The sequence below is a fragment of the Sphingomonas suaedae genome (assembly GCF_007833215.1).
GTDB classification, from domain to species: Bacteria; Pseudomonadota; Alphaproteobacteria; order Sphingomonadales; family Sphingomonadaceae; genus Sphingomonas; species Sphingomonas suaedae.
The window spans coordinates 3,606,522-3,619,859 of sequence record NZ_CP042239.1; the positions used below are offsets into that span (position 1 = coordinate 3,606,522).

Annotated in this window: 9 protein-coding genes; 7 read left to right on the forward strand and 2 right to left on the reverse strand. The window is 65.6% G+C overall.

Going from position 1 to position 13,338, the window contains the following annotated elements; translation table 11 throughout:
* The first annotated feature begins 130 nt into the window (after positions 1-130).
* From FPZ54_RS17095 to FPZ54_RS17120, 6 genes are all read left to right on the forward strand, one after another.
* Positions 131-2,428 (forward strand): TonB-dependent receptor, encoded by a 2,298-nt coding sequence (locus FPZ54_RS17095; RefSeq protein WP_145849026.1) that lies wholly within the window; start codon positions 131-133, stop codon positions 2,426-2,428.
* Complete coding sequence (locus FPZ54_RS17100; RefSeq protein WP_145849027.1) at positions 2,412-3,734, forward strand: spinster family MFS transporter; 1,323 nt, start codon at positions 2,412-2,414, stop codon at positions 3,732-3,734. The genes FPZ54_RS17095 and FPZ54_RS17100 overlap by 17 nt, the downstream gene beginning before the upstream one ends.
* Entirely contained in the window at positions 3,731-5,362 is a 1,632-nt protein-coding gene (locus FPZ54_RS17105) for a carboxylesterase/lipase family protein (protein ID WP_145849028.1), read from the forward strand. Before FPZ54_RS17100 ends, FPZ54_RS17105 begins: the two co-directional genes overlap by 4 nt.
* On the forward strand, positions 5,302-6,939 hold the full coding sequence (locus tag FPZ54_RS17110; RefSeq protein WP_338419528.1) for an AMP-binding protein: 1,638 nt from the start codon (positions 5,302-5,304) through the stop codon (positions 6,937-6,939). The genes FPZ54_RS17105 and FPZ54_RS17110 overlap by 61 nt, the downstream gene beginning before the upstream one ends.
* On the forward strand, positions 6,926-7,699 hold the full coding sequence (locus FPZ54_RS17115; RefSeq protein WP_239019620.1) for a TetR/AcrR family transcriptional regulator: 774 nt from the start codon (positions 6,926-6,928) through the stop codon (positions 7,697-7,699). Before FPZ54_RS17110 ends, FPZ54_RS17115 begins: the two co-directional genes overlap by 14 nt.
* A 70-nt stretch (positions 7,700-7,769) precedes the next feature.
* Positions 7,770-8,660: an SDR family NAD(P)-dependent oxidoreductase gene (locus FPZ54_RS17120; protein ID WP_145849030.1), complete on the forward strand. Its 891-nt coding sequence runs from the start codon at positions 7,770-7,772 to the stop codon at positions 8,658-8,660.
* 5 nt (positions 8,661-8,665) lie between these two features.
* On the opposite strand, the gene FPZ54_RS17125 is transcribed toward FPZ54_RS17120, so the two are convergent.
* Positions 8,666-10,006: a sigma-54-dependent transcriptional regulator gene (locus FPZ54_RS17125; protein WP_145849031.1), complete on the reverse strand. Its 1,341-nt coding sequence runs from the start codon at positions 10,004-10,006 to the stop codon at positions 8,666-8,668.
* Positions 10,003-11,745, reverse strand: a complete 1,743-nt coding sequence (locus FPZ54_RS17130) for a sensor histidine kinase (protein WP_145849032.1) — start codon at positions 11,743-11,745, stop codon at positions 10,003-10,005. The genes FPZ54_RS17125 and FPZ54_RS17130 overlap by 4 nt, the downstream gene beginning before the upstream one ends.
* A 240-nt stretch (positions 11,746-11,985) precedes the next feature.
* Between FPZ54_RS17130 and FPZ54_RS17135 the strand changes: the two genes are divergently transcribed.
* Positions 11,986-13,320 (forward strand): dicarboxylate/amino acid:cation symporter, encoded by a 1,335-nt coding sequence (locus tag FPZ54_RS17135; protein ID WP_145849033.1) that lies wholly within the window; start codon positions 11,986-11,988, stop codon positions 13,318-13,320.
* The last annotated feature ends 18 nt before the right edge of the window (positions 13,321-13,338 follow it).

A 13,338-nucleotide genomic window follows, 5' to 3' on the forward strand; every position in this document is an offset into this window, starting at 1 on the left:
TTTTGTGCACAGCGACCTGGCCTTCAAAAAACATTCACGCGCGTGAGAGTGAATATTGACAAGGCCCCTGCGTTGCGACATCAATCATGGTGCAAGTCGGCGCGTGACCGGCGGCATCGAGGAGAGGCAAATGAGGGCAAGGGTTTTGGCGTCCGTCAGTGCGGTCGCGTTGTTCACCATTCCGGTGTCCGCCATGGCGCAGGACACGGCTCCCGCAGACGAAGGCGCTCAGACATCAAGCGAAGAGGTCGTGGTCACCGCGACCCGCCGCGCCGAGCGCATCCAGGATGTCCCGCTCAGCATCAGCGCCTTTCAACAGGAAGAGCTGACCGAAAAGGGCATTGTCGGGTTCGAGGGCATTGCTCGCGAGACGCCCGGCGTCGTGCTCAATCGCCCGACCCAGAATTTCAACAATTTCACCGCGCGCGGCATCGCCACCAACGGCTACAATGCCAATCTGCAAAGCTCGGTCGCGGTCTATATCGACGAGCTTCCGGTCTCGACCATCGGCAATACCACCGTGGTCGACCCCAATCTGTTCGATGTCGAGCGGGTCGAGTTCCTGCGCGGTCCCCAGGGGACCTTGTTCGGTTCGGGCTCGCTGTCGGGCGCGATGCGTATCCTGAACAAGAGCCCCAATCTCGGCAATTGGGACGTGTCCGCGCTGGTCGATCTCGGCCTTACTGGATCGGACAGCTTGCGCCAGCGCTACAATCTGATGGTCAATATGCCCATCGTGGCCGACAAGCTCGCGCTGCGTGCGGTCGGCTTCTACCGCAATGAGGACGGCTATCTCGACAATGTCGGAACCGGCGTCGAAAATTCGAACAAGCTCGTCGACTGGGGCGGGCGCGCCATCCTGTTGTGGAAGCCCAGCGACCGGCTCTCGATCAAGCTGCTCGGCTCCTATGAGGACAGCGATCCCAAGGATAGCTCGCTCACCAGCCCTTCACTGGGACGCGAAAAGCGCATTTCCGACCAGCCCGACCGGTTCACCGGCAAGCAGACGATCTTCAACGCCACGCTCGACTATGAGTTTGATTTCGCCAAGCTGACCAGTTCGTCGACCTATTCGGATTTCGACCAGCGTTTTTATGTCGATCTGGCTGGGACGTTCCCGGCAAGTCCGGCCTATCCCGGCGCGCCGATCGCCTTCGGTCTGGATGCGGACGCCTATGACAAGGTATTCGTTCAGGAGACGCGGCTGGTGTCCTCGCTCGGCGGGCCGCTCGAATTCACGATCGGTGGGTTCTATATGCACCGCCGTCGCGACGTGGATTATTTCTACCGGTCCAGCCCGGAGTTCCTCGCGGCGCGCGGCCTGACCGGGCTTCCCGATCAATATTATCAGAAGCTCTATACGCACCAGATCAGCGAGGAACTCGCGGGCTTCGGCGAGATCACCTATCGCTTCTCGCCAAAATTCTGGCTGACCGGCGGGATGCGCTATGGCCGTACCTCGGCACAGGGCTTCACCGAAGAGGGGGGCTATCTGGCGACTGCCGGGGGCTTCAACTATTTCACCTATGCGCTGCTCAACATTCCGGTGAATTTCGACACCTTCACGCCCTACGCCGCTGTCGAAGGTGTGAAGGCGAGCGGTTCCAAACCATCATGGAAAGCGAGCGCGACCTTCAAGCCGAGCGAATCGCTCACAACCTATGCGACCTTCTCGACGGGCTTTCGCGCGCCGATCGTCAATGCCCGCGCAGGCGCGCCGAGCCTGGTCGATCCGACAGACATCATCATCCCCTATGGGGCCGAATCGGACGATCTGAAGAGCTATGAGATCGGCGCCAAGGCGCGCTGGCTCGACGGCCGGGTGACGATGAACGCGGCGCTCTACCTGATCGACTGGAGCAACATTCAGGCCCAGGCCAACCGCCTGTCGGACTCGGTCCAGTTCGCCACCAATATCGGTGCGGCGCGCAGCAAGGGGTTCGAGGTCGAGATCGGCCTGATCCCAGCGAAGGACGTCTTCATCGGGTTGAACGCCGCCTATAACGACTCCAAGATCACCAAGCTCTCGGCGGAGGAAGCGGCGATCTCGGGCGCGGTGCTGGGGCATCGCCTGTCGGCACCGCGGTTGCAGGGCGCAACCTATGTCTCCTATGGCTTCGACCTTGGCGACAGCGCGCGCGGCACTTTTGCGGTCAACGCGCAATATGTCGGATCGTACAACAGCTCGTTCCCGAACACGCCGGGCAACCCGAACCTGCCGCTGGCGACCTTTGGCAAGACCGACGAATATGTGAACGTGAACCTCAATCTCGGGGTGAAGAAGGGTTCGCTATCGGCCAGCCTCTATGTGGAGAACGTGTTCGACGATCATTCGGTCGTCTATATCCATCCGGAGGCGTTCCTGGTCAGCCGTTTCGGCACGCTGCGTCCGCGCACCGTAGGTATTCGCCTTGGCTACGGGCTCTGATGCGGCGGCGGTCGGCGGTGACGTCGGCCGCCCGCCTGCGGGGGCGAACCGGTCCTGGTTCGTCCTCGCGACGCTCACCTTCGTCTATATCCTGAACTTTCTCGACCGGCAGCTGATCGGCATCCTTGCCAAGCCGATTCAGGATTCGCTTCAGATCACCGACGGCCAGCTCGGCCTGATCGGTGGCCTGTATTTCGCGATGTTCTATTGCTTCATCGCGATCCCCGTCGGCTGGTTCGCCGACCGCACCAGTCGCGTCGGCGTGCTCAGCCTCGCCTGCGCGATCTGGAGCGGGGCCACCGTCGCGTGCGGGCTGGCGGCGAACTACGCCCAGCTCGTCGTAGCCCGCATGACCGTAGGCTTCGGCGAAGCGGGCGGCGTGCCGCCCTCCTATGCGATCATCACCGATACCTATCCCCCGGGCAAGCGCGCAGCGGCGCTGGGCGTCTTCAACCTCGGCCCGGCAATTGGTGCGGCGCTGGGCGTCGCTTTCGGTGCCAGCATTGCCGACCGCTTTGGCTGGCGGATTCCCTTCATCATCGTCGGCGCGATCGGCGTGGTCACGGCGCTGTTCGTCTGGCTGTTCATCCGTGAGCCGAAAAAGGGCGCGATGGATGGCGCGCGCGGCGTCGGCGCGTCCGACAAGGCGCCGTTCTGGCCGACCGTCGGGGCGTTCCTGTCCAACCCGGTACTGATGCTGGCGTCGCTCGGCAGCGGCGCGACCCAGTTCGTCACCTATGGCCTCGGCAACTTCGCGGTCCTCTACCTGATGCGCGAAAAGGGCATGGAATTTGGCGATGTCGCGGTCTGGTACGCGCTGGTGCTGCTGCTCGGCATGGGCGGGGGCATGGTGATTTCCGGTCGGGTGATCGACGCGATGACGCGCCGTTCGCGCAGCGGCTATGCCGTCGCGCCCGCCGTGTCGCTGGCGATCGCGATGCCCTTCTATATCGGCTTCGTCTGGGCGCCCGGCTGGCCGCTTGCACTCGCGCTGCTCGCGGTGGTGATGGTGTTCAACTATTTCTACCTCTCGGCTTCGGTCGCGCTGGTGCAGGAAGAGGTGAAGCCCAATCAGCGCGTGCTGTCGGGCGCGTTGCTGCTGCTCATCATGAACTTCATCGGCCTTGGCCTCGGCCCGACCTGGGTCGGCTTCGCCAGCGACTGGTTCAAGGCGCAGGGCGACACGCAGAGCCTGCAGTCCGCGCTCTACACGCTGACGCCCTTCTATCTGATCGCGATCGGCCTGTTCGTCGCGCTCGCGCGGCGCCTTCGCCGTGAACAATCAGCCATGGAGCCCGGCGCATGAGGACGCTGTTCGCTGCAGCACTTGCGGCATGGATGCTGATCGCCGCTCCGGCGCGCGCCGAAGCGCCGGTGGTCCAGGCGCCTGCCGGGGCCGTGGAAGGCGTGACCCAGAATGGCGTCCGCATCTTTCGCGGGATCCCCTTTGCCGCGCCTCCGGTGGGGCCGAGGCGGTGGAAGCCGCCCGCCGCAGCGGAAAAGTGGGAAGGGGTGCGCAAGGCGACGGCGTTCGGTCCGGCGTGCGTACAGCCGCGCAATCGCAATGCCGGCATCTACACCAACCCGCTCGACAAGGTCAGCGAGGATTGCCTGACGCTCAACATCTGGGCGCCGGAGGGGGCAAAGGACCTGCCGGTATTCGTGTGGATCCATGGCGGCGCGCTGGTCGCGGGTTACAGCCATGAGACGATGTATGACGGCGCACGCATGGCGGCGCGCGGAGACGTCATCGTCGTCTCGATCAACTATCGCCTGGGCATCCTTGGCTATCTCGCGCACCCCGAACTCAGCGCGGAGTCGGCGGAAGGCATTTCGGGCAATTACGGCCTGCTCGACCAGATCGCCGCGCTCAAATGGGTCCAGCGCAACATCGCGTCATTCGGCGGCGATCCCGGCAACGTCACCGCTGCGGGCGAGTCTGCCGGCGCGCTCAGCGTCATGTACCTCATGGCCAGCCCGCGCGCGCAGGGCTTGTTCCACAAGGCGGTGGCGCAGAGCGCGTACATGATCACCACGCCGGAGCTGAAGCAGGGCCGGCATGGCCTCCCCTCGGCCGAAGCGGCAGGCACGCAGATCATGGGCGTCGTCGGCGCTGCCGACCTCGCCGCGCTGCGCGCGATGGACGCGGAGAAATTGACCGTTGAGGCGGCGACCAAGGGCTATGGCCCCTGGGGTACGGTGGACGGCAAGGTGCTGACGCGCCAACTGGTCGAAACCTGGGATCGGGGCGAACAGGCGAAGGTGCCGGTGCTCGTCGGGTTCAACTCGGGCGAAATCCGCTCGCTACCGGTGCTGTTGCCGCCGGCGCCCGCCAATGCCGCCGCCTATGAGGACGCGATCCGCGCGCGCTATGGCGATCTCGCCGACTATTTCCTGCGCCTCTATCCATCCGACACCGTCAAGGAATCGATGCTCGCGGCCACCCGGGACGCGCTCTATGGCTGGACGTCGATGCGGCTCGCGATCGGCCAGACCGCGATCGGCCAGAGCGCCTATCTCTATCTGTTCGACCATGGCTACCCGGCGGCGGCGCAATATGGGCTGCACGCCTTCCACGCGGCGGAAATCCCCTATGTGTTCGGCACCGCCGGACAGACGCCGCCCTATTGGCCCAAGATTCCGGACGGGGTGGTCGATCGGCGCCTGTCGGATGCGATGCTGACCTATTGGGCGTCGTTCGCGCGGACGGGCGCGCCCAAGGCCGAGGGCCAGCCCGACTGGCAGGCCTATGGCAAAGACGGGAACTATATGGGCTTTGCCGACAAGCCCCAGCCTGGAACGCGGCTGATGCCCGGCATGTTCGCGCTGCACGAGGCAGCGGTGTGCCGCCGCCGCGCGGCGGGCGACCAGCCATGGAACTGGAATACCGGCATCATCTCGCCGGTGCTGAACAAGGCGACGGGTTGCCGATGATCGACGGAAGCATGCAGGATTATCCACTGACGCTGGACAAGTTCCTGCACCACGCCGCCAAATGGCACCCCAATGCCGAGGTGATCACCGCGCGCGATGGGGGAGCGGTCGACCGGATCGGCTACGCCGCGCTCAAGGATCGTGCGCAGGCGATCTCGGCGCTGCTTGCCGACTTCGGCGTCGCGCGCGGGCATCGCGTCGCGACGCTCGCGTGGAACAGCCAGGCGCATGTCGAGAGCTGGTACGCGATCATGGGGATGGGCGCGGTCTGCCATACACTCAACCCGCGCCTGACCGCCACGCAACTCGCGGAAATGGTCGGGCAATCGCAGGCGCGGCTGCTGATCGTCAGCGCCGATCTCCAGCCGCTCGCGCACGAGGTCGTCGCGCGCGTACCGGGGGTCGCGCAGATCCTTGTGATCGATGGCGCGCCGGACCTTCGCGATCCGCCCTGCACGGTCGCCGCGCTCGAGCCGCTGATCGGGAGCGCGTCGGGCGATGTCGCATGGGGCGATTTCCCCGAGACCGCGCCATCGGGGCTGTGCTTCACCTCGGGCACCACCGGCGCGCCCAAGGGCGTGACCTACACCCACCGCTCCAGCTTCCTCCACACGCTGCGCTGCCTTCAGGCCGATGTCATGGCGATCCGCTCGACCGACAGCGTGCTGGTGGTGGTGCCGATGTTCCACGCCAATGCCTGGGGCCTGCCGTTCGCGATTCCAGCGGCGGGCGCGCGGCTGGTGCTGCCCGGGCGGCATAATGACGGAGCGAGCCTCGCCCGGCTGATCGCAGAAGCACAGGTGACCGTCGGTGTCGCGGTGCCCACGGTGTGGCTCGGGCTGGTCGAGCATCTCGAAGCCACCGGGGAAACGTTGCCCAGTCTCGAACGGATCATCGTCGGTGGCACGCCGCTCGCGCCAGCGCTGATGGAGCGGATCGAGACGCGGCTGGGCGTCACCGTGCAGACCAGCTGGGGGATGACCGAACTGTCGCCCTCCGGCACCCTCGCACCCCCGCATGATCCCGCTCGCGATGCCGCCGTCTCGGGCCGCCCTGCGATCGGGGTCGACCTCCGGATCACCGATGCCGACGGCAACCCGCTCCCTCAACAGCGCGAGCATGAAGGGCATCTGTGGGTGCGCGGAGCTGCCGTGATCGACCGATATTTCGGGCAGGACGAGTCCGCCACCGATGCCGATGGCTGGTTCGCCACCGGCGATCTCGCGCGGATCGACGCCGCCGGGAACCTGATCATCACCGGCCGGGCCAAGGACCTGATCAAATCGGGGGGTGAATGGATCAACCCCGCCGAGATCGAGGCGGTCGTGGGCGCGCTGCCCCAGGTATCGCTCGCTGCCGTGATCGGCCGGAGCGATCCCAAATGGGGGGAACGCCCCCTATTGCTGGTCGAAATGCAGGACGATGGTCTGAGCGACGCCGACCTGCTCGCCCCGCTGCGCGGCAAGGTCGCGTCGTGGTGGATCCCCGATGCGGTGATCCGGCTGGACGCCATGCCGCTCGCACCAACGGGGAAAATCGACAAGAATAGCTTGCGGACTCAATATGGAAGCGCTTGAGACCTTGTTCGACCCGGCGGATTTCGATCCGGACGTATCCGGGCAACAGGGGAATGAGAACCCAGTGCCAGACGAGAAGCCCGAGAAGCCCAAATCGCGGCGCCGCACGACCAAGGCGGAGCAGCGCGCCGACACGATGGAGCAAATCCTCGACGAGGCGGAGTATCTCTTTTCGAAACACGGGCTGCACGGTGTGACGCTGAAGGACGTCGCCAAGCGCGTGGGCGTCCATCACACGCTGCTCAACTATTATTTCGAGGATAAGAAGAAGCTGTTCGACGCCGTCTTCGCCCGCCGCGCGGTTGTGACGAGCGAGCGGCGCCTGCGTGCGCTGGACGATTATGACCGCGCTACCGATGGCAAGCCGACGATCGAAGGTGCGCTCCACACCTTTCTCGACACCGATCTCGATCTTTATATCGAGGGGGGAGAGGGCTGGAAAAATTATGGCGCGCTGGGCGCGCTCGTTGCGAACACCCCCGAATGGGGCGCGGAGTTGATGGACGCGCATTTCGACCCCGTCGTGCTCAAGCTGATCAGTCTGCTCAAGAAAGCGATGCCGCATTGCGCGGAGGAGGATATCTTCTGGGGCTATCATTTCGTCACGGGCGCGCTGATGGTCACGCTGGCGCGGACGGGGCGTATCGACAAATTGTCGGGCGGGCTGTGCCGATCGGACGATTTCACCGCGATCAAGGAACGCATGGCGTCATTCATGGCAGCAGGGTTCCGCCAGATCTGCGACGCGGAGAAGCGCTGAACCGGCGCGACGCACCGTGTCACGTCAAATTCATTCACTCACTAGTTAGCGAATATAAGGGAGGGTCGGAATGTCACTCGAAGGACGCGTCGCCATCGTAACCGGAGCAGGCGGGGGCCTTGGCCGCGCACATGCGCTCTATCTTGCCAGCAAGGGCGCGCGCGTCGTTGTCAACGACCTGGGCGAAGCGGCCGCGCAGCGCGTGGCCGACGAAATCGTCGCGGGCGGCGGAGAGGCGCTTGCATTCGCAGGGTCGGTGACCGACGAATGGGCGGTCTCCGCCATCGTCTCCGCCGTGACCGATGCCTGGGGCCGGATCGATATCCTGGTCAACAATGCCGGCATCCTGCGCGACAAGAGCTTCGCCAAGATGAGCATGGATGATTTTCGCCTGGTCGTGGACGTCCATCTGATGGGCGCTGCGATCTTCAGCAAGGCGGTGTGGGAGGGGATGCGCGCGCAGGGCTATGGCCGGATCGTGATGACCACCTCGTCCTCGGGCCTGTACGGCAATTTCGGCCAGGCCAATTACGGCGCGGCGAAGATGGCGCTCGTCGGGCTGATGCAGACATTGGCGATCGAGGGCGAGAAATACGGCATTCGCGTCAATTGCCTCGCCCCCACTGCCGCAACCGGCATGACCGAAGGCGTGCTGTCTCCCGAAAGCCTCGCCGCGCTCGATCCTGTGCTGGTCAGCCCGGGCCTGCTCGCGCTGGTGGGCGAGGATGCTCCGACCCGTGCCATCCTGTGTGCGGGTGCCGGGCATTTCGCGACGGCCAATATCACCCTGACCGAGGGGGTGCAGATCGGTGGCGGCGAGACGGCGGGGGAGCAGCTTGTCGCACGCTGGAGCGAAGCGAGCGACCGGACGGACGAGATCGTCCCGGCCTATGGCTTTACCCAGGCGGAGCGCGAGATGGCCGCGGCGGGCCTGTCGGTACCGGTTGCCATCATGGGCTGACAGGTTCAGCGTGGTCGACGGAACTCGGCCGGGATGATCCCGGCGCGCTGGATCTTGTCGTAAAAGGTCTTGCGCGGGACGCCGAGCAGATCGATCGCCTGCGTCACATTGCCGCGGGTCGTCTCCAGCGCCTCGCGCAGCAGCATCGCCTCATAAGCGTGGACCCGTTCGGGCAGCGCCTGGCGTGCCGCTGCGTCGGGGGCGGCATCGTCCAGCCCCAGCACGGCGCTGAACGCGAAATTGCGCAACTCGCGGACATTGCCGGGCCAGTCATGGTCGAGCAGGTGGCGCCGCACGAAATCCGTCATGCGAAAGCCCGTCTGCCCGGTCTGGGCCGCGGCCTCGGCGACGAAGGCAGCGAAGAGCGGCGCGATATCTGCACGCCGCTCCCGCAGCGGCGGGATCGACAGCCGCACCACGTCGAGCCGGAAATAAAGGTCGCTGCGGAATATGCCGCGCTTTACCAGTGCGCGCAGATCGCCCTTGGCCGATGCGATCACCCGCAAGTCGAGCGAAACCGGACGCTCGGCCCCGACCGGCAGCACCTCGCGCTCCTCCAGTACGCGCAGCAATCGCGGCTGCACGGGGAGTGGCATTCCGTCGATATCGTCGAGAAACAATGTGCCGCGGTCCGACGCCTCGACGCGCCCGGTGCGCGCGAACCGGACCCCGGGAACCGCATCGGCGGCATGGCCGAACAGCTCGATCTCGGCATGTGCCTCGGGCAAGGCGGCGCAGGCGACCGCGACGAACGGCCGGGCGGCGCGCGGCGAGGCGCGATGGAGCATCGCCGCGACCAGCTCCTTGCCGGTCCCCGTCTCGCCCTCGATCAGCACGTCGACATCTGCGCGCGCGACCTGCGCCACGCTCTCGCGCAGCCGAACCATCGCCGGACTGTCCCCGATCAGCGGGCTGTCGGGCGGGGTGGCGGCTGCCGCCCGCAGCGCGCGGTTGTCCAGCACCAGACGGCGATGTGCCAGCGCTCGGGTCACGGCGGCGACGAGATGGTCGGCGGCGAAGGGCTTGGACAGGAAATCGAACGCCCCGTCGCGTAGCGCTCCGACCGCCATCGGCACATCGGCATGTCCGGTAATCAGGATGACCGGCAGCTCCGGGTCGATCGCGCGCAGCCGGGCAAAGAGCTGCAACCCGTCCATCCCCGGCATCCGGATGTCGCTGACGATTGCCCCTGCGAAGTCCGGGCCGATCTCCGCCAGCACGCTCGCCGCATCGGCAAAGGCGCGCACCGCGATTCCGGCAAGCTCCAGCGTCTGGACATTCGCCTCGCGCAATCCGGGATCGTCATCGACGAACCAGAGTTGCTGGTCGTTCACGAGCCTCGTCATGCGCGCAGCAACTCCAGCCGGAAGCACGCGCCGCCCATCGCAGATTCGGCCAGCAGCAGTTCGCCGCCGAATTCGCGCGCGATATTGCGTGCGATAGCAAGGCCGAGGCCAAGTCCTTCCTCGCGTCCGGTGACGAAAGGGGTGAAGAGCTGGCCGCGCAAATCCGGTGCGACGCCGGGGCCGTTGTCGGCGACCTCGATCGCGATTCGGTCGCCGTGCGTGCCGATGGCAATCAAGATGCGGGAGCCGTTTCGCCCCGCCAGCGCATCGAGCGCATTCTGAATCAGGTTGATGAGAATCTGTTCGAGCCGGACCCGGTCGGCGACGACCGAGATATCCGGATCGCCCTTTCGATCCAGCGTCACGCCCATGCTGCGAACGCGGTCACCGATCAGCAATAGCGTCGAATCGATTGCGCCGCCGATCCGCACTGCACCGATCTCGGGCGTCCGCTTCCGGGTGAAACTGCGAAGCTCGCCGGTGATCGTCCCGATCCGTTCGGTGAGTGCGCTGATCCGCTCCAGATTGGTGGTGACCGTCGCGGTATCGCCTCGTGCCAGCAGGCGGACGGCATTGTCGGCAAAGGTGCGGATCGCGGCGACGGGCTGGTTGATTTCATGCGCAACGCCTGCCGTGATCTGGCCGATCGAACCGAGGCGACTTGCCTGCGCCAGTTCCTCTCGAGCGGCGCGATAGCGCTGGTCCGCGCGGATGCGCTCGGCGCTTTCGGCTTCGAGCCGCGCGTTGCTCTCGCGCAGTTCCGCGGTACGCTCGGCGACCTGCGTCTCCAGCGCCCGTTGCGCCGCTGCCTGCAGCATCCGCCGCTCGCGTGCGCGCCAGAGCAGCAGCAGCGCGCCACCGGCGACTATCAGCACCGCAAGCGTCGCGAGCCTGGCATTGGCGTTGGCACTGGCAAGCGCTGGACGCAACGGCATCAGCACGTGAAGCCGCGACCCGTCTATAGCGGCGGAAACAGTCGCGATCCGGCTGCCCGGCTGATCGCCTGCCTCGATCACGGTGGCACCGTCGAAGGCGAACGGGAGCGGGGCCAGCGGGAGCGTGCCATATTGGCGAGTCGAACGGATCGCAGCCCGCGCCTCGGCCCCGATCGGCCCCAGGGTACCAAAGCGCCATTCGGGACGGCTGGTGACGATCACTACGCCGTGCCGGTCGGTCACCAGCGTGGTCCCCTGCTGGTCCGCCCAAGCCGTCTGGACTGACTCGAACTCGATCTTGACGACGATCACACCCAGCGGCCGCGCCGCGCTGCCGACGCGCTGGGCGAGATACAGGCCGGGCGTGCCGCTGACCGTGCCGAGCGCGAACAGTTCGGCGCTGCCCCGTTTCAGCGCGTCGGCGAAATAGGGGCGGAATCCGTAATTCTGGCCGATGAAGCTGGTCGGCAGGCGATAGTTGCTCGCCGCCACGGTGCGGCCGCGCGTGTCGATGACATAGATCGCGGCCGCATCCGTGCGATCCGCGAGCAGCTCGAGCCGAGCATTCACCCGCGCAACCACGTCCGCCGACGGCGCTTCCAGCATTGCCGGGACGTCGGGATATTCGGTGAGGACGGGTGGAAGCAGTCGGAACTTCTGGAGTTCGCTCGCGAGCAGGCCGGCATTGACGCGCGCTTGCTCCCCCGCCGCGGCGTCGGTCGCCGCGATCGCCTGTCCCCGCGCCCAGCGATGCGCCGCGAGACCCAGCGCCGTAACCAGCATCAGGCTGATTATGGCAGCCACTATCAGCCGCCGCGACGCGCGAGTCGGTAGAAACTCCATCTGTGCGGAATACCATACAGACCGAAGAAGTCATGTGCGAATACTCACACAATATCGCGCTACCCCGTTTGGAATTATGCAACGAACATATTGATATAACTGAATAATAATCGGGATTTTATGCGCTGCCGTGCGCCCGCCATACTCCTGCTCCAACGAGCACAGACGCGCCGATCAAGGCGCGCGTGAGGGGAATAGCGAATGGCGGTTGCACTCGAATATGCGGCGGAACCCGCAAAGCCCGGACGGTGGTGGACCCAGCTCTACGTCCAGGTGCTGATCGCGATCGCCGCAGGCGTGGCGATCGGCTTCTTCTGGCCGGGTGTGGGTGAGACGCTGAAGCCATTGGGCGACGGCTTCATCAAGCTGGTCAAGATGATCATCGCACCGGTGATCTTCCTCACCGTCGTCACCGGCATCGCCGGGATGCGCGAGCTGGGATCGGTCGGTCGCGTCGCCGGCAAGGCCTTCGCCTATTTCCTGTTCTTCTCGACGCTCGCCCTGATCGTCGGCCTGATCGTCGCCAATGTGATCCAACCCGGCGCGGGCATGAACATCGATCCCGCGACGCTCGATACCGGCGCGGTCAAGGGCTATGCCGATCAGGCGCATGAAAGCTCGCTGACCGGCTTCCTGCTCGCGATCATCCCGACGACGATGGTTTCGGCGCTGACCGACGGGTCGATCCTTCAAACGCTGTTCGTAGCGATCCTGATCGGCATCGCGCTGGCGATCGTCGGCGAGCCAGCGCGTCCGGTGACCGACCTGCTCGACAAGCTGGGTCTCGTGGTCTTCCGCCTTGTCGCGATCCTCATGCGTGCGGCGCCGGTCGGCGCGTTCGGCGCGATGGCGTTCACCATCGGCAAATACGGCATCGAATCGCTCGCCAACCTCGCGGGGCTGGTCGCGACCTTCTACCTCACCTCGCTCATCTTCGTGCTGCTGGTGCTGGGCACCGTCGCGCGGCTTGCGGGCTTCTCGATCTTCCGGCTGATCCGCTATCTCAAGGCCGAACTGCTGCTCGTGCTTGGTACCTCGTCCTCGGAGGCGGCTTTGCCTTCGCTCATCGACAAGATGGAGCGAGCGGGGTGCGAGAAGTCGGTCGTCGGGCTCGTGGTTCCGACTGGCTACTCCTTTAATCTCGACGGCACCAACATCTACATGACGCTCGCGGCGCTGTTCATCGCGCAGGCGACGGGCGTGGACCTGTCGCTCGGCGACCAAATCGCGCTGTTGCTGGTGGCGATGCTGAGCAGCAAGGGCGCGGCCGGGGTCACTGGCGCGGGGTTCATCACGCTGGCCGCGACGCTCTCGATCGTGCCTTCGGTTCCGGTCGCCGGCATGGCGCTGATCCTCGGCATCGACCGCTTCATGAGCGAGTGCCGCAGCCTCACCAATTTCATCGGCAACGCGGTCGCGACGGTCGTCGTCGCGCGCTGGGACAATGCCCTCGACAAGGACGCGCTGGACCGCGCGCTGATGGGACCGGCGCCGACTGCTCCCGCGCGACCCGCTGTCGAGACGGACGAAGATTGACGCCCAACGGGGCGCGAA

Coding starts and splice junctions, on each gene's coding strand:
- FPZ54_RS17135 (WP_145849033.1), top strand. CDS start 11,986: ATGGCGGTTGCACTCGAATATGCGGCGGAACCCGCAAAGCCCGGACGG.
- FPZ54_RS17105 (WP_145849028.1), top strand. CDS start 3,731: ATGAGGACGCTGTTCGCTGCAGCACTTGCGGCATGGATGCTGATCGCC.
- FPZ54_RS17110 (WP_338419528.1), top strand. CDS start 5,302: ATGGAACTGGAATACCGGCATCATCTCGCCGGTGCTGAACAAGGCGAC.
- FPZ54_RS17115 (WP_239019620.1), top strand. CDS start 6,926: ATGGAAGCGCTTGAGACCTTGTTCGACCCGGCGGATTTCGATCCGGAC.
- FPZ54_RS17125 (WP_145849031.1), bottom strand. CDS start 10,006: ATGACGAGGCTCGTGAACGACCAGCAACTCTGGTTCGTCGATGACGAT.
- FPZ54_RS17120 (WP_145849030.1), top strand. CDS start 7,770: ATGTCACTCGAAGGACGCGTCGCCATCGTAACCGGAGCAGGCGGGGGC.
- FPZ54_RS17095 (WP_145849026.1), top strand. CDS start 131: ATGAGGGCAAGGGTTTTGGCGTCCGTCAGTGCGGTCGCGTTGTTCACC.